Genomic DNA, 22457 nt, shown 5'->3' with positions numbered 1-22457 from the left:
TTCAAGACCTGGGCTTCCGTCGGAGCCGATCAGAGGGCAGTCGGGATGAGGGGGATGGGCTCAGGTGACGTGTGGCGCGGGCGGCCACCTTCCCCGCGGACGCTGGGGTCCGCGGGGAAGGCGACGGCAGACGGTATTCGGCGCAGGAGGCCGGGAGGCGTACACCGGACAGGCGCAGCTGGCTGACCCGGCTGTGGAAGGCGGCGCCGCGCAGGAGGTGTTCGGCGATGGTGGCGGCGTGGCGTTGTTCCGGGGCGGCCAGCGCGCTGCCGGCGGTCCATGCGTTGAACGCGCCCATTGCCGGACCGCACCAGACCTGCCAGTCGCCGGAGCGCTCGGTCTGTCCGGAGGTGGCCCAGCGTGAGGCCATCGCCAGGTACCAGCGGAAGACCAGGGCCATACGGTACTTCGGGTCCCGCTCGGCGCGCGGGAGCTGGTCGGGTTGATGGGCCTTCAGGTAGGCGGTGCACTCGTCCACGACCTGCTCCAACGGGCGGCGCAGGATGCGCTCTTGGAGCAGACGGCACTCGTCGGCCGGGAGGTCGTCCAGGCTGGTGTGCTCTCGGTACAGGCGGTAGAGCCGGGCCGCGTTGCCGGGGAAGAGCGTTCCGCGGGCCAGGACCTGTACTTGTACGCCCTGCTCGAACATGTCGGCCGCCGGGGCCATGGTGCAGTCTGCCAGGCCGGCCTGGGCGAGAAGGCGTTTCACGCCGGGCGAGGTGCCTGCCTCGGTGGTGGCCTGGTTGACCGAACCGGTGACGACGTAGTCCGCGCCCAGAGCGAAGGCGGCCGCCATGGCGTGCGGGGTGCCGATGCCGCCGGCGGCGCCGATGCGTACCGGGGTACCGTGCGGGTGGGGGTGTTCACGGGCGATCAGGTCGCGCAGGCGGATGAGGGCGGGCAGCAGGATGGCCAGCGGGCGGCGGTCGGTGTGTCCGCCGGAGTCCGCCTCGGCTGTGATGTCGTCGGCCATGGGGACGGTGCGGGCGAGTTCGGCCTGTTCGGCGGGGACCAGTCCGCGGGCCTTGAGATCGGCGACGATCTCGTGGGGGGCTGGGCGGAGGAACAGTTCGGCGGTGTGCGGGTGGGAGACCTTGGCGATCAGCCGGTGCTCGGACCGGACCCCGGTGGCGGGGTCGCGGCGTAGTCCGGCCACCCGGTAGCGCACCAGGTCCGGGGTGAGTTGGACGAAAGCGGATGCTTCCAGGCAGTGCACCCCGTGGCGCAGGCAGGCGTCCACGCAGGCTTTCTCCATCGCGCGCGCGAGGGGGTTGTGGATGAGGTTGCAGGCGAAGGGCGTCTCTGTGGCGGCGAGTTCTGCCGTCAGGCGGCCGAGGGCTTGGTCGATCCGGTCTTCGGGCAGTCCCGCGGAGCCGAACGAGGCCAGGTGTCCGGCGCGGGCCAGTGCGGTGACCAGCTCCACGGAGGCGATGCCGCCGGCCATCGCGCCCGCCATGTAGGCGTAGCGGAGGCCGTGGTGGCGCCGGAAGTCCGCGGAGCCGAGCCGCTGAGGGGCCAGTGGGCCCACGGCGGCGAGCAGGGTGGTACCGGAGCCGGGTGCGGGGGGATGGTGGGTGGCGCCTGGCCGGCCCTCGCTGCTGACGATGTAGCAGGGGCGGTCGAGTGCCGCGAGCACCTCGTACAACCCCTCGGGGTCGTGGCTGACGGTCGTCATCCCGCTTCCCCCCTGTCGTTCCGCCGGGCGGATGTGACCTGTACGGCGATGTTGTCCACTTGGTAGATGCGCAGATCGTCGCGCCAGACGCTGCCGTCGGCCAGGATCCGGACGGCTCGGCCGTCGTGGTGCACCTCGCGGATGTGCACTTCGCCGCGGACTTGTCGGTGCTCGCGGAGGATCTGTCCGCGGTAGGTCCACCGCACCTCCTCGCCGACCGCGATGGCGAAGTGCGGGTGCGGCAGGAGGTGATCCACCAGACCGGTGTGCAGCGCGTAGGCGTGCGCGGCCTGGTAGAGCATCTGTACCCCGGCCGAGCCCGGCATCACCGGGTCCTGGAAGAAGTGCTGTTCGAAGTACCAGTCGTCGGGGCGCACCGGTTTGGTGCACAGCAGATAGCCGGCGCCGTACACGCCCCCGTCGGGAACCAGGACGGTGTCCTCCAAGAGCGCCATCCGCCCGTGGCCCAGCCGGGTGTCCTCGCGCAGATCCAGGTGGCGCACCTGCGCCGGGGGTGGCGGGCAGCGGTCCAGCCAGGGCGGGACACGGCGACCGCCGTCCAGGCCCTGCTGCTGTGCCAGCAGCTCAGGGGTGAAGTACCCGTGCACGGTCTCGCCAGTGTAGAAGGGCTTGCCGCCGGTGCCCAGTGAGAAGTTGTAGCGGTGCATAAGGCCGCCGGGGAGGGGGGTGTGCGAGGTGAGGGTGGTTTGCTGCTCGACGGTCGCGCCGCGCGGATCGACCTCGCGCAGCAGCCGAGCGGTGCCGTCGAGGTTGCGGCAGGTCAGGTCCTGGTCGGGGTACTCTCCCAGGACGCCGAGAAGCCCACTGAAGATGCCTGGGGGCTGTAGCGCGATCTCCATGAGCGCCAACTGCGGCAGGGCGCCGCCGCTCTCACGGACATACCATGGATCCTCCGGTACGTCGTGTTCGCTGGCCAGCCAGCTGCCGGGCCGGTACTCGCGCCAGGCGCCAATCTCCGCTTGGCGGCAGCGGTCCAGCATGAGCATGTCGCCGCGGGGCAGCCGCGGGCGGACCTGCGCCGTGCCGTGGAGGTCGCGGACGTCGTGGAGCGTATGGGCTCTGTAGTTTCCCTCGGCGGCGACGGCCGGCACCAGTTCGCTGCACACCGCCCACTGCCCGGCCGCGCTTCTGCGGCAGCCCTCCCGCTCCAAGCCGAAGGCCAGATCGGCTCCCGGCCTCTCCCGGAGCGTGATGCCCAGGTCACGCAGGTGGGCGACCAGCTGCCCGCCCCCGGTGATGCGGCAGTCGCCGATCAGGTACGGCCGTGGGACCATGCCGAGTTCGGTCACCTCCATCTCCAGGCGGAGTTCGGCCTGTTGTGGCGCGGGGGTGTCAAACAGCTCGACCAGGGCGGGACGGTCGGTCAGGGGGGTGGTCTTGGCACCGGGGAGGCACAGGTGGAACCCGCGGTGGAAGGCATAGACCCGCAGGAGTTCGCTCGCCGTCACGATGAGCCGCGGCCAGGTGGCGGTGTGCTCGTCCGCGGTCAGGTGCGCGGTGGCCCGCAAGAAGCCCTGTGCGTACACGCCGCCGCGGGGCTCGATGGCCGTGACCTCGGCCAGCAGCCGGGCCGGCCAGGGTGCGGGGAGGGCCTCGGCCGACAGGCCGCGCTGGTCGAACGCGGCGCCGAAGACCGTGGCGAACTCGCCCGCGGCCAAGGCGTCCAGCTCGGCGGCGGAGAGCCGTTCCACCGAGGTACGGGCCAGGGGGCGCGGATCGCGCGGGTAGCGGGGGACTGGCCGTCGTGGCCACGGTGGGGCCTGCGGATGCCTGGCGACAACGGCGATGACCCGGTCCCCGTCACGGACGTACCACTGTGACGGCAGGGGCGGTCCGCCGGAGCCGGTGGCGGGGTGGGCGTCCAGTGCCGTGGGCGCATCCGGCACGGTGTTGCGCCAGGTCAGGTCGATCGCGCCGGTGCCGTCGCCCGGGAGCGCGTTGGCCGCCGTCTCGAGGACCGCTGCCGTGCCGTCGTAGATCTCGTGGCGGGGGAGCGGCGCTGGGCCGTCGCCGGTGGGGTACGGGCCGTCTGTCCGGAGGACCTCCGCGGTGCCGGTGAGCATGGCCGTGCGGGCGAGCTGCCAGGCACTGATGGCCCGATGGGTGTCGAGTACGGCGGCGTGGGCCCGCTGGAGCTGCTCGGCCATCGTCGCGGCCGGCGCCGCGGGAGGGACGGTGATGGGCCTGCTGCCGGGCCGCGCTGCCGGCGGCCTGGTCGACTGCTGAGCCGGCGGGGAGCCGGGCGGGGCTGTGAGTTCGCCGAGGGGGACTCCCTCGAAGGTGAGTTCTTCCATCATGACGTCCCGGGCAGTACTTGGCTGTAGATGGGGGAGCCGGCTCGGGCGGTGGTGCCGCGAACGGCGGTTTCCGGTTCGATCCACAGGGCGCGCACCCCGCTCCAGCGCTGGTGGATCCGTCCGTCGGGCGTGCAGGCGGTCAGCGTGCCTGTGGCGAAGAGCGGGTTGTCCCCGGAGTCGACAGCGGAGATGATCACGAAGGGCTCGTCGTCGGGCAAGGGGGAGAACAGTTCCACCCGTTCGACGCTGACCGGCAGCGGGAGGAGGCCGTCGCCGCCTTGCCGTAGCAGGTCCAGCAGCGCGGCCTGGAGCAGCAGGTCGGCCAAGGCCGGACTGTAGAGACGGCCCCCGAACGCTCCCTTGCCGAGCGGCGGGTCGGGCATCCGGGCGGTCACGATCAGCCGGTCGGACTCGTCCACACGACCGTTGCGCAGACCGGCCAGAGTCGGGCCGTGGAAGAGCCTGCCGTCGTCGTAACCGGGGTGCAGTCCCTCGGTGATCTCGTAACGCGGCAGCTGCTCGCGCGGCGCTTCCGGTGGCCGCTCCGCCCGTCGGAAGACACCCGCGTAGTGCAGCTGTTCGTCCGCGGTGGTGGCATCGTGGACGGTCGCGCGTACGGTGTCCGGGCCCGCTTCCGGATCCGGTACCAGGTGGATGCGGTACCGCTCCGGGTGTCCTTCGGGGAAGAAGATCCCTCGGGCGATTCGGAAGTCGCGGAACTCGACCACCGGTTGACTGCCGCCGTGTGCGCGTTCGACCATGTGCAGGGCCCAGCCCGCGGCGGCCGTCATGGGGAGTACCGGCACCTGGCCGATGCGGTGGTCGCGCAGGACCGGCTCCTGGCCGAGGCCGGTCAGCACTCGGTAGGCGGTGAGGCCCGCGGAGGGCAGCCGATCCACCCGGCGGTACAGCGGCCCGAGCGGACCTGCGACGGTGACCCCGGCAGCGTCGCGGTCCCGGCCGCTCATCCGTGCCAGGAAGTAGGCGCACCCGGCTTCCCGGGTCAGCACCGGCACTCCTGCTTCCTTGAAGAGCCGCTGCATCGGGGCCGCCATGCCACCGGTCCACGGGCCCCAGACGAACGACACGACCCGGCACCGGGGGTGGGCGGTCTGGAAGGCGCAGCCGAAGCGGGTCAACGCCTCGCTGGCAAGGGCGTAGTCGGCCTGGCGCAGATTGCCCCAGAGGCCGGATACCGAGGAGAAGAGAACCAGGTGCCGAAGGCGGTCGATGTGCAGCGCGTCGAGCACGTGGTGGATTCCACGGAGCTTTGTGTCCACCACCGGTGTGAGGGACTCCGCGGTCATCTCCGCCAGCGGCTTGTCGCCCAGAACGCCCGCACCATGGATGACTCCGGTGACACGCGGTGCGTACGGGGCGAGGGCCTGTGCCAGCGCCTGGGCATCGAGTACGTCTGCGGCGACGTACTCGGCTTCGACGCCCTGCGCGCGCAGCTCGTCGAGCGCGGTGCGGATCCGCCGCTGGTACAGCAGCTGCTCGGCATGCTCGTCGAGCCGTGTGTGGATTGCGGGATCGCCGGGATCCTCGCCCGCCTCGCGCGCCCTGGTATCCAGGGCAGCACGCAGATCCTCGGCGCTGTCCGCTCCGGCCGCCCACTCCGGTTCCTCGGTCAGTGGGGTACGGCCAAGGAGGAGGTAGCCGCACCGGTGCTCACGGGCCAGTGCGGCCACGCACCAGGAGGTGATCCCGGAGGCCCCTCCGGTGACCAGCAGCAGATCCTCTCCGGTCAGTGCCGTCGTCGGACCGGCTTCCCGTGCAGCGGCGGGCTCCGCCTCCCGCGGCGAGGGCAACGACGGGCGAAGGTACTCGGGTGGGAACGGTGTGTCGGACAGGAACGGTGTGCGGCGGGCCGTTCCGTCCCGGGCGACCTCGCGCAGGTCGGTGGCGAGGTCGGTGATCTCCGCGATGAAGGCATCGCCGACGTGCTGAGCGAGCAGCCCGGGCATGAAGTCCAACGCACGGCAGAACAGGCTCGTTTCTTCCAAGGCGACCGTCTTGGCCAATCCGCTCAGGCCCGAGGCCAGGGCCAGGGCCGGGGCGCCGCCGGTCCCGGCGTAGCCAAGGGCCCCGTCGAGCTGCGTAACCGTCACCAGCCCGGCCCGCCTTCCGCCCGCAGCCGCCGCCCGCAGGGCGGGACAGACGAGCTTGGCCACCAGCACGGCGTGCCGGAGCTGTTCGACCACCTGGGCGGCAGGCAAGGCAGCGGAAGGACTGATCGGGAGGACACACAGATCGAGACGGGGAGCATCGGCCAAGACCTCGGCAAGTCCACCGGAGAGCGTGGCCTCCTCCCAGTCCCCCAGCCCCCAGGTACGGGTCTGCTCCTCGGCCGTGGCGGGGACGGCGCAGGGGACGCGCAGGCGGCTGGTCCGCCAACCGCGGGAGCTCAGAGCCGCGTCGAGCGTGGCGGACAGGTCACCTCCGTCGTCCAGCAGCAGCGCGTGCGGCTGGTCCGGATAGGCGTGCGGACAAACATCCGGCTCGGGCAACTCGCGCAACGCGACGAAGGCCCGGCCCAGTTCGCCGTCGCCGAAGGACAACAGCAGCTGGGGTCGGGAGCTGGCGAGGACCTCGTGCAGCTTCTCGGTCAGCTCACGCACTGTTCTGGCTTCGCTGAACTGGTACAACTCGGTCCGGCTGATCACCGGGTAGCGGCGCCACATCTCCGCGCCGATCTCCACCTGTTTCAGTGAGTCGATTCCCAAGTCCAACTGGATGTCCATATCGGGCTCGATCATGTCGATGTCGTAGCCCGTCTTCTCAGCCACGATTTCGCGAAAGACCCGTTCCAACTCCTCCGGATCGAGGCCGTCGATGTCCATCGGAAGCCGTTCGTCTTCGGCGTCGCCCCTTTCCACAGCCCACAGCTGCGCCAGCGCCGACTTGTCCGAGCCCTGCGAATCGCCCACATCGGCAGGCGGTTCACCGGCTGGCGGGGCGGCCGGCGAGGGACTGGCGTCGTCCGCCGTCAGGGGACCCGGCAGCTCCGGTCGTGCGTCGCCGTGCGGGTACGTGCCCGGCAGGGACGCGGGGCCGACGGCGGGCAGCTGCAGCAGGCTGGCGACGACCTCCCCGGCCCTGGTGTGCGCGTTCCCCAACGCCAGGCTGTGCTCGGTGACGGCCCTGACCGCGGCGGCCAGTGACGCGTCCATCGGTCCGTCCGCGGCGCTCCGGCTCAGCAGGCGGGTCAGCTGCTCCGCCGTGTGCAGCTGACCGTCCAGGTAGCGGGTGTGCGCGGCCAGATGCTCGGCGGCGGCGCGGGAGAGGGGGTCGGGTTGCCACTCCCGCGCGGCCGGGTCCGCGGCGACAGCGGGTGCCGGGGACTCCGGTTCCGGTGACAGGGCACGGCGCAGCTCAACCGCGCTTCGAGAGCCTTCCTCGGCAAGCAGCCTCTCGTAGGCGGGGCGGCGGGACACGGTGGCGAAGAGCGGGCCCTCCAGAGTGCGGGCGACTTTGGAAGGGGTGGGGCGCTCGGCCCGCGGCGGGACGTCGTAGCGGTCGATACCGCTCAGCGGCAGCCCCAGGACGGAAAGTCGGACGGCGGCCTGCTTCAAGGCCGCACAGCTGTCGGCGGCGCCGCCGATGTCACAGGAGATCGCCGTCACACCGCGTTCGCCCAGGGTTCGCTCCACGAGACCGGTCAGGGTGTGCCTGGGCCCGAACTCCACGAAGATCCGGATGCCGTCCGCGTACATCTCCTCCAGGCGGGCGGCGAAGTCCACCGGCCGGCACAGCTGCTCGACGAGGGTGCGGCGGTTGGCCTCCGGGTCCTGGCCGTAGGCTGCCCCGGCCGTGTTGGCGTAGACCCGCAGGGCAGGTGGCGCGAACGCGGTCGCGGCGCAGGCCGCGCCGAACGCCTCGACCGCGTGCTGCACATGGGAGGTATGGAACGCGGCGGCGACCGGCAGCCGCTGCGCAGGGACTCCCCGGGTGACGCATTCGCGCACAAACCGCTCCACGGCGGGGGCCGGGCCGCCGACCACGTGCTCGTTCGGGGCGTTGCGGTTGCACACCGTCAGTTCGGTGTGCATGGACAGCGCTTGCCGGAGTTCCGGCTCCGGTGCCCGCACCGCTGCCAGGGTGCCGACGGCGTCCTCTCGGCCCGGCGGGGGCGTCATGGCCTGCCCGCGAGCGCGGGCCAGCGCCGTGAACGTCTCGTCGTCCCAGACGCCGGCCGCCCACAGCGCGGTCAGTTCCCCGAAGCTGTGGCCGAGCAGGCCGTGCGGAACGAACCCCAGCTCCCGCAGGTAGCGGTACTGGCCCATGGACAGCGCACCGACCGCCGACTGCGCGTAGGCCGTGCGCCGCAGCCGGTCCTCGCAAGCCCGGCCCTCCGGGTCGCCGGGCGGCGGGAAGACCGCACGGGCCAGACTGTCGGAGGAGGGGAAGAGCACGTTTGCGATGTCGAAGGCCGCCCGCACCGGGGGCACGGCCAGCGCGGCATGCAGGCCCATCTCCACGTACTGGCTGCCCTGACCGGTGAAGAGTGCGCCGACCTTCGTCTCTGGTGGCAGCGCACGGCGGCGGTAGTGGATGCCCCGCGTGTGGCTCCAGCTGTCATGGTCGGAGCTCACCCGAAGCTGCTGGATGGCCGTGGCCACCAGTGCGTCGCGGTGTTCCGTGCTGGTGGCCACGAAGCCGACCCGGGCGTGCCCGGCCGGTACCGGACCGTCGTCCGGGGCTTCCTCCCGCTCCAGGCGCCTCCGCAGCTCGTCCGGGTCGGCGGCATGCCACAGCCAGGCCCTCGGAGTGCGGTGCAGCGCGTGCTCCGGCGCTCCCGCCCCACCGCGATGCTCCTCCAGGACGGCGTGATAGTTCACCCCGCCGAAGCCGAACGCGGAGACGCCCGCCCGACGCACCTCCCGGGAGGCGTCGCGCACCCACGGACGGGTGGTGGTGTTGAGGTAGAGCGGGCTGTTCTCACCGGTGGCCGCCGGGCTGGGGGTGTCCACATTGATGGTGGGCGGCAGCACCTTGTGATGCAGGGCCAGCACCGCCTTGATCATCCCGGCGATCCCGGCCGCGGCCTTGGTGTGGCCGATCTGCGACTTCACGCTTCCCACGGCGACGAAGCGGTGCTCACCGGGTGCGCCCAGCAGCTCGCTGAGCGCGTTCAGTTCCACACCGTCGCCGGCCGGGGTGCCGGTCCCGTGAGCCTCGATCAGCCCCACTGACCGCGGCGGACAGTCGGCGTCCTCGTACGCCCGTCGCAGTGCGACCAACTGGCCCTCACCGCAGGGCGCGTAGATGCTCTGCGCCATCCCGTCGCTGGAGCTGCCCAATCCCCGCAGCACCGCGTAGACCCGGTCCTCGTCCCGCTCGGCGTCGTCCAGGCGCTTGAGCGCCAGCATCCCGACACCCTCGCCCACTAGTGTGCCGTCCGCCTCCGCGTCGAAAGGCCGTACCCGTCCACTCAGTGACAGCGCGGGCGTCTTACTGAAGCACATATAGGGAACGATGGAGTTGTCCGCATCGCAGCCTCCAGTGAGCATCAAGTCGGCGCGGCGACAGAGGAGTTCATCAACGGCTGAGCGCAGTGCGGCCAGCGAGCTGGCGCAGGCCGCGTCCACGGTGTGGTTGGCGGCCCGCAGGTTCAGCCGATTGGCGATCCGGCCGGAGACGATGTTTCCCAGGACTCCGGGGAAGGAGTCCTCGGTCCAGGGCGGCAAGCCGGCCAGACGCGTGCGCATGACCCGGCGTGCCTGCTCCTCCGGGATCCCGAAGGCGACCATCGTCCGCACCATCTCGGGAGCGAGCAGCCGGGAGGCGAGTGGGATCAAGGTGGAGTTGGTCCCACATACCCCGAGCACCACCCCGGCATGCTCAGGATCGAGCCAGTCCCGACGTCCGCGGGCCGCATCGGCCAGCACGTCCTTGGCCACCATCAGGCTCAGCAGTTGCACCAGGCCCACGGAGTCGACGCTGTTCGGCGGCATCCCGAACTCCCGCGGATCGAACACCACCGGAGCCAGGAACGCCCCGCGGCGGCAGTAGGTCCGGTCCTCGGCGAAGGGGTCGGGGTCGTAGTGGTCTTCCGTGCTCCACCACGCCTCAGGGACCTCCTCGGAGCAGTCCCGGCTCGCGACAATGTTGTCCCAGAACTCCTGTACGTCCCGCGCTTTGGGGAACATCCCGGCAACGCCCACGATCGCAATCGGATCGTTGGCCAGGCGGCGGTCGACGGCATCGGTCCGTGTCAATGGGCACCCCACTCAGACAGCGACCAACGGAAAGAGGCAGCCAAGCACCCATTGCCGTTTCGACGGGAACGGGAATATCAGGCTTCTCGTTTGAGGCTAGCGCTTTTGTGATTCCCCCGGTAGGCGCCGAGCAAGATCGCCCGTAACGGATATTCACTTGAGGGTCGGGTATCGATCCACGCTGAGGAGCTGGCCGGGAGTCTCTCCAGTACAGCTGCCACCGGCGATCCGCTCAAATATGCTACGGAATTCCGCTCGATGAGTGCATCGTATTCCAAGGAGGCCGCCGACTATTGGTGCCGTACACCAGGCGATCTCTTCGGCCCGGAGGGATAGAGGGCAGGATCAACCGCATCAGGAAAATGGGCCTACGAGGCAGTTGAGTCGAGGCACTATCCCATGAAAATCGCTCCGTGCTCGATGTTCTGCGTGTCCTCTTGGCCGCCATCGTCGTCCAACCGCACGAAGGCGTTCTGCGCCCCCAGCCGGCAGGGTGCGAACCGGGCTGCTTCCTCATCCGCGCTCTTCGCCGTCCCTGGGTCTTGGGCGTGATCCGATGGGTGTCCGAGTCCAGGGGCTGCTTCTGCACTGGTGTTTCGGTACTCAGGGCGTGAACTCGTCGGAATTTCCGGGCACTTGAGGCCGAGTTTTGCGTGTTCCAGGTAGCCACCAGTTGGCTCGCCCCAGCATCCGCATGGCAGCCGGAACGAGCAGCGCCCGGACGAGGCCGGCGTCCACCGCTACGGCGATGAACACGCCGACGCACAACTCCTTGACCAGGATCACGCCATTGGTGGTGAAGATCGCGCTGACGACCAGAACCACCGCCGCGGACGCCGTGATGATCGGCGCGGACCGCTGTAGCCCGGTCGCGACCGCAACAGCGTTGTCTCCGGTGGCGTCGTACTGCTCGCGGATGCGCGACAGGAGAAGGAGCTCGTAGTCCGTCGAGAGGCCGATCAGCAGGATCAGCATGGTCACAGGTTGGGTGACGTCGATGTAGCCGGTGCGGCCGGCGCCGACCAGCCATGTCAGGTGCCCGTCCTGGAAGATCCATACGAGTGCGCCGAAGGAGGCGCCGATGGACAGCGCGTTGACGAGCAGTGCCTTGGCCGGCAGGACCACCGACCGCAACGCCGTCAGCAGCAGCACATAGGTGAACGCCGCGATGGAGAACAGGACCCACGGTAGTCGGCGGCCCAGCATTTGGAGGGTGTCCTGGGCCATCGCCGACAACCCGCCCACCAGCACTTCCCCGCCGTCCGGCGGGTGCAGCGCGCGGATGCGCTGCACCAAGGTGCGGGTGACCGGGTCTTCGGCGCTGCTGTCGTGGGTCAGGTAGATCACTGCGCTGTGTTGGGACGTCGCAGCGATGAGCCCGGCACCGGTGCCAGGAAGACGGATGAGTTCCTCACCCCAGGCCCTGAGTGTCCGCTGCCCGGTGGGGGTGTCCAGCCGGTGCGGAACGGAAACCACCACCTGCACGGCGTCGAGTCCGCCGAGTGCGAAGTCGTGTTGCAGGGCGTCGGAAGCCAGGCGGGCCGGCGCGTCGGCGGGCAGGGTTCGCTGGTCCGGGAACCCGAGGGTGATGTGTGCGAAGGGTGCCGTCATGACGAGCAGGGTCAAGAGGACGCCGATCGTGTAGTGCCCTGGCCGAGCCATCACCGCCCGGGCGAGTCCGGCCCAGGGGCCCTCCGCCGGGTCCGCGCGCCTCCGTCGTGGCGTGCGGAGCCTTCGTGTGGTCAGGCGCGAACCGACGAGGGCCAGCGCGGCGGGCAGCGCGGTGACGCTGAGGGTGGCGCTGACGGTGATGACAATGGCAGCGGCGACACCGATCGACCGCAGGATGCCGATGGGGAAGAGCAGGAACCCCAGAGCGATTCCGCTCATGGTGGCCCCGGAAAGAAACACCGTGCGGCCGGCGGTCGCGCAGGCGGTCGTCACCGCGTCCGGCACGCCGGCACGGCCGGCAAGCTCTTCGCGGAACCGCCCGACGACGAAGAGGGCGGCGTCCACTCCGAGAGCCAGTCCCAGCGCGGTCACCAGACTCAGGGTGATGGCCGAGATCTCCACCACGTCGTTGAGCAACACCAGAACGCCCAGCGTGATGCTGATGCTGAGCCCGCCGATGACGACCGGCAACAGGGCCGCCACCAGACTTCGGAAGATCAACAGGAGCAGGGCGAACACCAGGGGAAGCGCGATGAGCCGGGCGCGGTTCAGGTCCGTCAGGGCCCGCTCTGCGACTCCGTCGACCACCGCGACCGGCCCGGTGTACTGGATGCGGAAACCCTCTGCCCGCAGCGCTGGGCGCAGTTGGTGGTATCTGGCCGTGCGGCTGGTGTCGTCGGACCCGGCGAGCATGATGAGGACGGCCGTCGCGTGGTGGTCCTTCGATGCCAGCAGGGGCAGATCGCGCGACCAATACGTCATTGTCGAGACGATGGTTCCCTTCGGCGCAGTGGCCAGCGAATGTTCCACCGCACGGCGGAACATCGGCTCTTCCACCGTGTGGTGGGCGTTGCGGTAGATGGCGATCACGTCCGCGCCACCACGCCCGATGCGGTCGCGGATGGCCATGGCGGCCCGGTTCGACTCGGCGTCGCGCGCGATGAATCCCCCATAGCTGAGCCGTTCGTGGATGTCTGACGCCACAGCCGCCGCCAACGCGGCCAATACCAGGGGCACCACGAGAAAGACCCATCTGCGGCGGGCGGCGGCACGGCCGAGCGTCACGAACACGCGCCCTCCCCGATGGCTTTTCCGTCCCCGAACGCGATCAGGAGCCGGCGGCAGCAAGCGGAGAACCCGCGCAGGATCGGATCGTGGAGGCCCCAAGGGCTCGGTGGTCGAGCTAGCCGGCCGGCTCCTGGTGTGCACGGCTCGGCGCTGCGGCCCGGATTCTCACGCGGCTCTGAAGGTACGGTTGCGGGCGCGAAGATCTCCATGATTTCCACCGTCTGTCATGGGTGAGGGCGTTCGAACACAGGCCACGACGTGTGCTACTGAGGGCGAGTTCGGTGCAAGCACACTGTCGGCTTCGCACCTCGGCCCCAGGTGGCGCACGCGCACCGTCGGCGTACAGTCGCTGGCGTTGCGGGGCGGGACGCACTGCGTCGGCTCCGTCAGGTACCGACTTCGGTCGCAGGAGGGGTCCCGGTGTTCTCAGCGGATCCCGGGATCCCGTTGCTGGAACCTGCGCCGGGCAGGTGGTAGTGCCCGGCGCAAGCCTGCTGAACTCCTCAGGTGGGGCTCACCGCCCCGCTACCGGAGCCGGTGGCCCCGGCGAAGGTCCCACTTGTAATGCAGTCGAGCCGAACCTGCTCGGGCGCGGTGCCCTCACCCTTCACCAGCGCGCCGGTGAAGGCGCCGCTTGTGATCGAGCCGCTGACGATGCTGGCCGAGATTCCCTGGCCGGCGGTGGCGACCCACACCACGGTTCCCGCACCGGAGCTCTTCGTTCCGTCGGGCCACGTGACGCTTGCCGTGACGTTCGTCGACGCGTTCGCGCAATTGTTCCGCGCGATGGAAAACATTGACTTGCCGATGGCGGTGCCGTTCTCCGCGCCCGTTACCTCGCACGAGCCCGTTGCCTGGTACTTCACCGGTTCGCCCTGCTCACCCGGGTCGTCGGTTTTCGTCACGGCCCCTGAGCCGTTCGCACAGATGATGGCGCCGGCAGCGGTACCACCCGCCCGCGGCGGCGCCACGGGCGCGGCCATGGCCGTCACCGCGGTTCCAGCCAGGGCCGCGAACAGTCCGTAGACACCGAGACGAATGAGACGGCGGCGCCATTTCGGCGTCGTGTCCGTGACCTCCCCGACGTCATCCTCCAGGCTTCGCTGAGTACCCTTTTCAGTTGACATGCCTCCTCCTTTCACGAAGAAATAGATCTGCATCGACGGTAGTAACCCCGCACAAAAACAAGAAGAATGGCGCCGCACGAAGTCGAACAGACGCACTTCACTCCTCCGGGGATTCAAAATAGAATTACTGGTACGCGGACGGAGGAGCGTCTTCTGGGGAAATGGAGGAATGGCGTTGCCGAATTTCTTGCCTCGCGCAAGCGACCTGTAGAACGAGGCCACGGACCCCTTCAGGCAGGTCCCTGTGCAAACCCCTGGGTTACGAGAATCGTACCGTGATGTACGCCGAACGGGAAGGCATCGAAGCGAATTAGCCTATTCCCTTTTCCCTCTTTGGTAACATGTCGCGACAGGGCAAATGTCTATCGCACGTCGTTTCGATAAAACATGCCGGTGGGACTCACGTAATCAATATCTGATCGGCGCGAGATCCGTGTGTGACGGGGGTGTCGCTAGCGCTTCCGTAATTCGATCGACAAAAGGAAGAAGCACCTGCGCCGTTCGCGCGCCACGCTTCCAGCTCTCGTGATTTTCACTGCGGGTGCCAGCGGTGGCCAGAGCCTGGGGTCGCAACGATGGCCACGTGTGGCGGCCGCAGTTCCGTGAAAGTGCAGGTCGCGGCGGGAAAGCAGCCTCTTTCGCCTACGCGGTGGCGGTCAATGCGGTTGGGGACGTACGGACGGCGGGCGGCTGTCTCGTGCTGATCCGGCGGCTCGGCTGGTTCACGCCTGGAACTCGGTGAGATCGATGGTGTGAACGTGCAGCGGAAAGTCGTACACCGGGTGTGCCGTCTCGCGTTCCGGCCCCATGCCGAGCTTACGGATGACGTTCTCGGAGGCGTTGTCGCCCACCCGGTTGATGCTGATGACGCGATCGAGGCCACGGTCCTGGAGCGCGAACTCCAGCGTGGCTTGGGCTGCTTCGGATGCGTATCCCTGGCCCCAGAACTGTGAGCCGAGCCGCCAGCTGATCGCCACGGCGGGCAGCGCCTCCGGAAGGAACTCGGGCACGGACAGACCCGTGAAGCCGGCCAGTTCACCTGAGGCCAGCAGCTCGACGGCGAAGAGGCCGAAGCCCTCCTCGTCCCACTCCTCCTCCCACCGTTCGATGTCCTCTGCCGTCTGGTCCGGGTCGCGCACCGAGCCGTCGTCGATCCAGTGCATGACCCGCGGGTCGGCGTTGATCTCGGTCATTGGCGCGAGGTCGTCATCACACCAGCGACGGAGCAGGAGACGGGGGGTGTGGATCTCGGTCATGGCGCCCATCCTGCCGAAGGCAAGGGCCTCATCGGTAATCGGCGCTGCTCCCGGACTCTCGAAGCGTTACGGCGTGCCCGACGGACCCAGTCAGGTCCACACCGGGCAGGGCATGGGCAAGGTTGGGGGACTCTCAGCGCCACCGCCTCCGCGGCGGTGCCAATTCGCCTCGCGGCCATCGGCGGCCTTATCGCCCTCGCCAACCGCCGGTGCGTCCCGTCGGCCGGCGCCGAGTTCCGCGTGAGGTCAGTCGAGCGTGTGTACGTACGGGGTGGTGGTGGCCAGCGGTACGAACCCGAGCCGCCGCAGGATCGGACGGCTCTGGTCGGACGCGTCGACCTGGAGGTAGCGGTAACCGTGTTCGGCGGCGATGCGGGTGCGGAAGGCGACCAGGGCCCGGTAGAGGCCCCGGCCGCGCCACTCCGGCACTGTGCCCCCGCCCCACAGGCTCGCGAAGGAGGTACCCGGGTGCAGCTCCATCCGTGCGGCGCTCACCGGCACGTCACCGGCCATGGCGACGACCGCGGGAGGCAGGCCGGCGGCCAACTGGCCGAGCAGCAGCTGCCGGTGGTACGGCCGCGCTTCGCCGAACGCCCGCTCCTGCGCGGTCACCGCGAGCTCGACCTCGGCAGCATCGGTCACCGGGAGCAGGCGGACGCCCTCGGGCAGTTCGACGTTCGTGGGCAGGTCTTTGATGTAGGCGACCATCAGCGTCTCCTCGGGCTCGGGCACGAAACCCGCTGCCCGCAGCCGTCCGGGCAGGTCGGCCGGCCGGTCGTACCCGTACAGCTTCCACTCGAACCCGCGCCCGAGCGAGGTGAAGTACTCCACCTGTTCCGCGATCACGGCGTCCGCCGTGGCTTCGTCCAGCTCCGACCAGACGATTCCGTTCCAGCCGTCGGCGTCTGCGCCGACATGGCGTACGACGCCGCCCACCCGCTCTACCCGGGCTCCTGGCTCATCGGCCCGGATGCCCTGCCGCATCTCGCGATCGAAGACCGCCAGCACTGTGTCCTGATCCATCCGCTCACTCCAGCATCACCAGACGCACGAGGCAACGGAAAATGAGCAGGACAGGCCTGGCACGCCTACGCGTTGCTGCAACTGCTCAGCATCGGCAGCGCTGATGGCGCATGGCCCTGCCCGGCAACTGGCGGATCCAGGATCCTGAAGCAGTGCTCTGGCTGCCGGTGCTGGGACCCCGCGCCCGACGGCACCGCGAGGTTTCCTGCCTGCGGGACCTACACTTCTGTGATGAATTGCGGGGATATAGAGCAGGCGCGGCGCTGGCTGGAAGCGCAGGGGGTCAGGCAAGTCAGCGACGGTGTCTGGGCCGAAGGCGGAGTTCCCGCGGGGACGCTGACGTCGAGCGAGGTGGCGCACACGTGGACGAGCGTGGCGCTGGAGGAACGCGGCCGCGACGCGGCTGCTCGGTTGCGGCTCGCCTTCGGTCTGCTGGATCTGCTCGGTGAGTACTGGGTGACTTGCGAGATCCGCGCTGCGCTGAAGGACAACCGGGACCCGCTGCCAGCTGAGGCGTTCTGGGCGGGATACCGCCATCGGCTGGAAGCCCCTGATGAGCCCGAAGCGGTGATCTACTCTCTCTGGGTCGACTGGTTCGAGGACCCGGCCACGGCCGAGGCAGCCTTCGCCGAGGTGGTGGGCCACGACCTGGCAGAGATTCTGGACGGAACTGCGCCAGCCGGGATAGCCGGCGGTCCCCTGTTCCGCCGTGCCCGGCGCGTTCTGTGTGCCTCGGGCCCCGTGTCCTGGCCCGTCAAGTACCCGGTCTACCGGACAGCGGCGACGTTCCCCGAGCTCCAGCCCGCGGTATTCCGCGCCATCTTGGGCAGCTATCACGATTTCTACGGAGACCTCGAACCGCACTCCGCCCTCGCCCTGTTGCGGCAGCTGAGCATGCCCTCCGACACCGAGCACTTCACGGCCCTGTGCGATGCCCTCGAGGCCGGCCACACGAGTCACTATCTCTCCCGCCGCCTGGCAGCGGACGCCGGGCCGCCTGAGGCGGTTGATCAGACGGTTCTGTCCGAGCGTCACGTCCGAGGTGGGAGTCACGTCGCGACGACGGTGACGGCGCCATCGGTCTGGCAGGAGGCGATCCGGAGGGCGGGACGAGTCGGTCTGAGGAGGCGGCCGCTCGCTCTACGTGCCTGAATCCGACCACGGCGTGTCTGCAGGGCCTGTCACTTGTCCCAACGGACAGGCCCTACACCGTGACGGGGAACCCTCGAGCCGATGGTCCGGGAATGACGTGTGGCCTTACTACGTCCTCCGGCACACCGATGCCCTCGCGGTGAAGAATGTCGACAGCGAGAGCTGCCGGACGCCACCGTCGTGGAACTCGCGGTGCACGACCCAACCCCTGGACCCTGGCGGATCGGCCATGACTTCGACAGTGCGGTCGAGAGTTGAGATCGAATTCGTCGGCAGTCTGCCGCAGCACGAAGATCGCTGACGGAATCGCGGTCAGACCCAATATCGCCGTCGTCGACAAGAGGCCACCGGCAGATACGCAGGAAGCTGATGGTGTGTCCGGAGAGCGAGAAACCCCGCCCGGCCGTCGTCACCCATCACCAGCGGTCGTATCGATGCTGTTTAGCCTGGCCAGCCCCCAGCGGAGGCTACGCAGTTCCCACATACCCGGCGCCGGTCGAGGACATCGATCGTGGTCCCCGCTGCAAACGTCGTCACCGGCCCATTTTCGACGAGGAATGGGACTCCGCACAGCGGTTGGAGGGGGTTGCGCCCCTCCGGCCGTCGCTTCTGTGGAGCGTCCTGGTAGACGATATGCAGCGTGCCTTTCCGGGGGCGGCAGGCGATATCCACGGCCAAGTGAAGACGCGCACGGCCGATGCTCGACTCCGTGCGCTCCCGCTCGGCCGACACCAGACACCGCTGACAGACCTTGAGCATCCCGGCGGCGTCCTGAACGAGCGTCCCTGCGGGGATGGTCACCGCTTCCGCCGTGGTATCCAGCAGCAGCGTCCGCCGACAAGAAGCGGTTTCGCCGGCCGTCGCCCTCTCGTGCGGGTACGCACCCCGCCCATCGCGCACTGTGGCATGGAGCATTCCCTTGCCGTTGCGAGCCGGGTAGAAGTCCAACGGACGCATCGTCCGGGACGACTCCGGCCCTCTCGGGGGCGGTGGGACCGGCTGCGTGAGGGGGGTGGAGCGCTGATGAGGCTTCGCACCCTTCTGCACGGTCCGGAGGGATCCCGCTATCCCGCGTGCCCGCAGCCGGGCGGCCCGCTCTCGTCGCAATCCGCGCCACGACGCCACCCACTCCGAGCTGTCACACAGCCGCGCCGGTTCCGCCGGCCTGACCCGGGTGGCGAAAATATGCTCGATATGGGCGCGCTCCTCAGCGGACGCGGGGCGTAGCCGCGCCTCGGTCTTGGCGTGGTGGCAGTCCAGGCACAGCAGTTGGAGGTTCTCCGGCTCCGGTGAGGGACCGTCGATGTGGTCGACCTCCGCACCAGGCGCTCCACACATCTCGCACGAGCCTGCAGCCCGCTCGATCACGGCCTGCCGAACCTCCGGCCTGGTCCGTATATTCCGGTAGCCGCCCGCGAGAGCTTGAAGGAACTTCATGCGGAACCCATACATGGCCTCGGTATCGTCCTCACGACCCTCGTTCCGCAGCTTGCGCCGGTAGCGGATCGACTCGGCAAGCTGGGCGCAACCGGTGCTGCAGAAGAGCACGGGCCGGTGCGACAGGTCGTCAGGAAGTGGCGCGTCGCAGTTGGCGCAGTGGTCGGACGTGAACTCCATAGCACCCAGCATGACAGCGCATCACTCCGCTTCGGCCTCCGCCTGCACCAGCACGATCGCCCGCCAGTTGGCCGCTTCATCCACGGTCATCCGGCACTCCGCAGCGATATCCTCCGGATACCCGCGGGCCATCTGCGCCAGTCCCAGGAGTACAGAGCTCGTCCATGCTGCCTTCGGGGAGGTAGCGGCGGGGGCGCTCCCAGGCCACTGCCCCACGTCAACGGACTGCCCGCGGTCCGGGCCGCTACGATCGCCCCTTGCACGTACGAGAAGTGGATCCGCAAGACACCATCTGGGAGCAGGACGCCGCCACTATCGGGCGTACATCTGGGAGAGGTCGGCAAGGGTGTCGGACGAGTACGAGCTGGCCGGCGCCGACGCCGAGGAGGTCCTGGCCTGGACCGCGCCAAGGCCGAGGAAACGGGCTCGGCCTACACGCTGTACGTGCGCGTCATCGACGAGGGCAGGCCCGGGCTGGTCCGCCTCAGCGGGGTGGCGGGCGACCCGTTCGCCTGAAATCCTCGCGTCCCGCGATGAGTTCAGGGACTCCGAGCTGTCCAGGGCACCCGACACCCGCGACGTAGCGGTGGACCTTCCCGCCGTAGTAGCCCCACCCCACATCCGTGTCACGCTCGAGGCAGTCCTCGTGTGTGGTCGTCCTGGCGGTGCTGGCCGGGATCGCCAGGAACAAGCGCGCTTCCACTGACAGGGCGCCACTCACCCACGCTCATCTTCCACTTGTGCCCGCTCCACTGCGGCATGTCATTGTTTGTCCAGTTCAAACGGATTGGTTACGCAATCCGCGATCTTCTGCCGCGCTTCCACATAAACTACTTGCGCATCGGGGGGATTCATGTCGTACCCGCAACATCCTGCTCAGCCGCAGTGAGTGCCGCCGCAGCCGCTACAAAAGAAAAAGACGAACAAGGGCCTGCTGCTGCCGCCCTGGCAAACCTCACGATTCCTCGACTCGCGCGGCGAATCGAGGCTGCTGCCCAGGCCAGGACCACAGGAAGAGAGGCCGACCTGGAGCCCGGGCGTGAGCCGCAGCACGCGGCATGACTGACCAGACCAGCCGAAGAGTGACAACTTTCTCTACGGGTTCAAGGCAGCTCGCTCTCGGCCGCCGCCTGCGACCCTGCCCTTGTCCATGTCTGCGCTCTTGCCTCCGCCCCGCTCCAGCCCAGGGCAGCGTGGTCGCGGTTCCCCGCTCCCCTCCACAGGGCCTGGGGCGCTCGCGCGCGGGCGAAGTCGTGGAGGGAGACGTTATCGGCGAGGAGGTTGACAGGTTGGGCAGTGCGGTCCCGGTACCCCGCCACCCTCGCCAGGGCCTCGGTTGCCCCCGCGCGGTCGACATCGCCGAAGGAGGTGTTGTCGGCGAAGGCGATCAGCCGGTCAACAGCTCACCGCCATACGAACGACCAGCCATGATCGGTGGCGTCTGCCCGGACTTCGAATCGGTGGCTACGGCAACCGCAATTCGCCCCGCATCACCGGCGTGTACGTATGGTTCAAGTCCCCCCTCGGACACGCACAAAGAGCCTGGTCGCTGCGTTGGCCAGGCTCTTTGCGTGAGGAGGATGGTTGGGTGGTCGAAAGGGGTTCGTGGGCTCTTGGTGGAGCAGTGCGCTGTGGCCTGGGGTTTCTCTCGAGCTCAGGGGCGGGGGTTCGTGTCGGGTTGATGTGGAGATTGTCTGCGTTCGGGGCTTGCGGCCTTGTGGCGTCGGGGCTGCGACCTGCACGGTCGTCTACGTGTGGCGTGGGGGTCATGTCGGTCTGACGTGGTCGGGTATCTCACCCAGCCGTGGCTGCGACGTCCATGAGCTCGTGGACGGCATTGCCGGTTTCGGCCCATCGCCTCCTGCGGCCTGTCCGCGCGTTCGACCTGCAGGTCGAACGCGCGGACAGGCTGGGCTTCTTACGGGCGCGGCTCGCCGCGGTAGGTGCCGAAGGACCATTTGTTGCCCTCCGGGTCCTCGATCGCGAACTCGCGGCTCCCGTATGCCTGGTCCTCGATCGGCCGGATCACCTTCGCACCGGCAGCGGCGAGCCGCTCGTAGAGCTCGTCGACCTGGTCGGTGACAACGTACGCGCCGAAGGAACCGGGCGGCACGCACCACTCGGAGTCCGGCTTGTACGAGCCGAGCATGATGCCGCCGCCTTCCGGCCAGTCGAGCTGGGCGTGCGCGACAGCGCCGGCGTCCTCGTATACGGCCGTGCGCGTGAAGCCCACGGTGTCCACCAGGAAATCGATCAGTGCGGGGGCGTCGTGGGCCTGGAGGGTGGGCCAGACGCTGGGCTCGCGCATCTTCTTCTCGGTTGCGTTCATGCATCCCACTCTGGGCCGTTGCGGTGGCCGCCGGCTTGGATATTCCGGCACTCCTCGGCAAGCCAGGCGGTGGGGTTCACACCGGTGTACTGGCGGAAGTCGCGCACCAGGTGGGAGTGGTCGTAGTAGCCGCAGTCGGCGGCCACCCCGGCCAGGTCGGGCCGGTCGTGCGCGGACACTGCTGCTACGACCTGCGCCTTCGCTCTGTCGAAGCGCATCAGCCGGGCGGCCTGCTTGGGGGTAAGTCCGGTCTCCGCGCGAAAGAGCGTGGTCAGGCGCCGTTCGCTGAGCGCGACGTGGGCGGCGAGACCCTGGAGGGTGCCCGCGCCGTGGTGCCGGGCGAGCCAGGCCCAGGCTTCGCCGACCTCGTCCCGCACGCCCGGCGTGTCTGGGGCCCGGGCCACCTGCCTGCGCAGGAAGTCGGTCAGCGTGGCGAAGCGCTCCTCCCACCGGTCCTGCTCGCGCAGTCGCTCGTGCACTTCGGCGCCGGCCCGGCCGAGCACATCGGTGCCCTCGGCGACGGCGTGCCCGGTCAGCTCCGCCGCGGGCATCCCGAACAGCGCCCGCGCAGCGAGCGGGTGTACGGCCAGTTGCACTCCCGACTCCCGCTCGGGTTGCTCCACGTACGCCGGAGCCTGCTGCAGCCCACCCACCACGATGTCCGCGCGGAAGGCATCCGGGCCGCGCGCCTGCTCCGGCGTCAGCCCGCCAGTGACGGGTCCGTCCAGGGAGAAGATCAGCGTCAGGTACGGAGACGGCAGCCCCCGGTGCAGTCCCGTCCGCACCCCGGCGATGCGGTAGCCGACGGCGGAGACCACCATGCCTCCAAGCCCGGGCGTCATCCGCACCATCTCCTGGTCGACGGAGACGGTGTCTGTGACCATTCCTCCAGTATGCAGCCCTGAGCCAGTGTCCCCGGAGCTGCGGACCCGGTTGGCGCTCGAGCTGGGAGTTCTGCGGGTGGGGCCGCGGCAAGCCGTCGTCGATCTTCGCGAACCGG

At 69.2% G+C, this 22457-nt stretch carries 11 protein-coding genes; 1 reads left to right on the top strand and 10 read right to left on the bottom strand.

What is annotated here, in order from left to right:
* Position 1: 1 nt before the first annotated feature.
* From K2224_RS15780 to K2224_RS15750, 7 genes are all read right to left on the bottom strand, one after another.
* Positions 2-1675, bottom strand: coding sequence for a PfaD family polyunsaturated fatty acid/polyketide biosynthesis protein (locus K2224_RS15780; protein ID WP_221907148.1), 1674 nt, complete (start codon positions 1673-1675; stop codon positions 2-4).
* Positions 1672-3993, bottom strand: a complete 2322-nt coding sequence (locus K2224_RS15775) for a 3-hydroxyacyl-ACP dehydratase (protein WP_221907147.1) — start codon at positions 3991-3993, stop codon at positions 1672-1674. The genes K2224_RS15780 and K2224_RS15775 overlap by 4 nt, the downstream gene beginning before the upstream one ends.
* Positions 3990-10214, bottom strand: a complete 6225-nt coding sequence (locus tag K2224_RS15770) for a type I polyketide synthase (RefSeq protein WP_260692670.1) — start codon at positions 10212-10214, stop codon at positions 3990-3992. The genes K2224_RS15775 and K2224_RS15770 overlap by 4 nt, the downstream gene beginning before the upstream one ends.
* A gap of 603 nt (positions 10215-10817) precedes the next feature.
* Positions 10818-12956: an MMPL family transporter gene (locus K2224_RS15765; protein ID WP_221907146.1), complete on the bottom strand. Its 2139-nt coding sequence runs from the start codon at positions 12954-12956 to the stop codon at positions 10818-10820.
* 500 nt (positions 12957-13456) lie between these two features.
* Positions 13457-14176, bottom strand: a complete 720-nt coding sequence (locus K2224_RS15760; RefSeq protein WP_221907145.1) for a hypothetical protein — start codon at positions 14174-14176, stop codon at positions 13457-13459.
* A 626-nt stretch (positions 14177-14802) separates the two neighbouring features.
* Complete coding sequence (locus tag K2224_RS15755; protein ID WP_102923733.1) at positions 14803-15336, bottom strand: GNAT family N-acetyltransferase; 534 nt, start codon at positions 15334-15336, stop codon at positions 14803-14805.
* A 246-nt stretch (positions 15337-15582) separates the two neighbouring features.
* Positions 15583-16359 carry a GNAT family N-acetyltransferase gene (locus tag K2224_RS15750; RefSeq protein WP_221907144.1) on the bottom strand — a complete coding sequence of 259 codons (777 nt, stop codon included), beginning with the start codon at positions 16357-16359 and terminating at the stop codon, positions 15583-15585.
* Between the two features lie 231 nt (positions 16360-16590).
* Between K2224_RS15750 and K2224_RS15745 the strand changes: the two genes are divergently transcribed.
* Positions 16591-17511, top strand: coding sequence for a hypothetical protein (locus K2224_RS15745; RefSeq protein ID WP_221907143.1), 921 nt, complete (start codon positions 16591-16593; stop codon positions 17509-17511).
* Positions 17512-17952: 441 nt separating this feature from the next.
* On the opposite strand, the gene K2224_RS15740 is transcribed toward K2224_RS15745, so the two are convergent.
* The 3 genes from K2224_RS15740 to K2224_RS15730 all read right to left on the bottom strand — a co-directional run bounded on the left by K2224_RS15740 (position 17953) and on the right by K2224_RS15730 (position 22341).
* Positions 17953-19128, bottom strand: a complete 1176-nt coding sequence (locus K2224_RS15740) for an HNH endonuclease (protein ID WP_221907142.1) — start codon at positions 19126-19128, stop codon at positions 17953-17955.
* 1918 nt (positions 19129-21046) lie between these two features.
* Positions 21047-21457, bottom strand: a complete 411-nt coding sequence (locus tag K2224_RS15735; RefSeq protein WP_221907141.1) for a VOC family protein — start codon at positions 21455-21457, stop codon at positions 21047-21049.
* On the bottom strand, positions 21454-22341 hold the full coding sequence (locus K2224_RS15730; protein ID WP_221907140.1) for an AraC family transcriptional regulator: 888 nt from the start codon (positions 22339-22341) through the stop codon (positions 21454-21456). The genes K2224_RS15735 and K2224_RS15730 overlap by 4 nt, the downstream gene beginning before the upstream one ends.
* Between the last annotated feature and the right edge of the window lie 116 nt (positions 22342-22457).

Source organism: Streptomyces sp. BHT-5-2 (assembly GCF_019774615.1).
Taxonomy (GTDB): Bacteria; Actinomycetota; Actinomycetes; order Streptomycetales; family Streptomycetaceae; genus Streptomyces.
The sequence above is the reverse complement of the archived record's forward strand: the minus strand, read 5'-3'. Positions and strand labels throughout refer to the sequence as shown.

What these genes read in the sequence shown, in the direction of transcription:
- K2224_RS15775 (WP_221907147.1), bottom strand. Translation starts at nt 3,993, where the DNA reads ATGATGGAAGAACTCACCTTCGAGGGAGTCCCCCTCGGCGAACTCACA.
- K2224_RS15745 (WP_221907143.1), top strand. Translation starts at nt 16,591, where the DNA reads ATGAATTGCGGGGATATAGAGCAGGCGCGGCGCTGGCTGGAAGCGCAG.
- K2224_RS15735 (WP_221907141.1), bottom strand. Translation starts at nt 21,457, where the DNA reads ATGAACGCAACCGAGAAGAAGATGCGCGAGCCCAGCGTCTGGCCCACC.
- K2224_RS15740 (WP_221907142.1), bottom strand. Translation starts at nt 19,128, where the DNA reads ATGGAGTTCACGTCCGACCACTGCGCCAACTGCGACGCGCCACTTCCT.
- K2224_RS15750 (WP_221907144.1), bottom strand. Translation starts at nt 16,359, where the DNA reads ATGGATCAGGACACAGTGCTGGCGGTCTTCGATCGCGAGATGCGGCAG.
- K2224_RS15780 (WP_221907148.1), bottom strand. Translation starts at nt 1,675, where the DNA reads ATGACGACCGTCAGCCACGACCCCGAGGGGTTGTACGAGGTGCTCGCG.
- K2224_RS15755 (WP_102923733.1), bottom strand. Translation starts at nt 15,336, where the DNA reads ATGACCGAGATCCACACCCCCCGTCTCCTGCTCCGTCGCTGGTGTGAT.
- K2224_RS15730 (WP_221907140.1), bottom strand. Translation starts at nt 22,341, where the DNA reads ATGGTCACAGACACCGTCTCCGTCGACCAGGAGATGGTGCGGATGACG.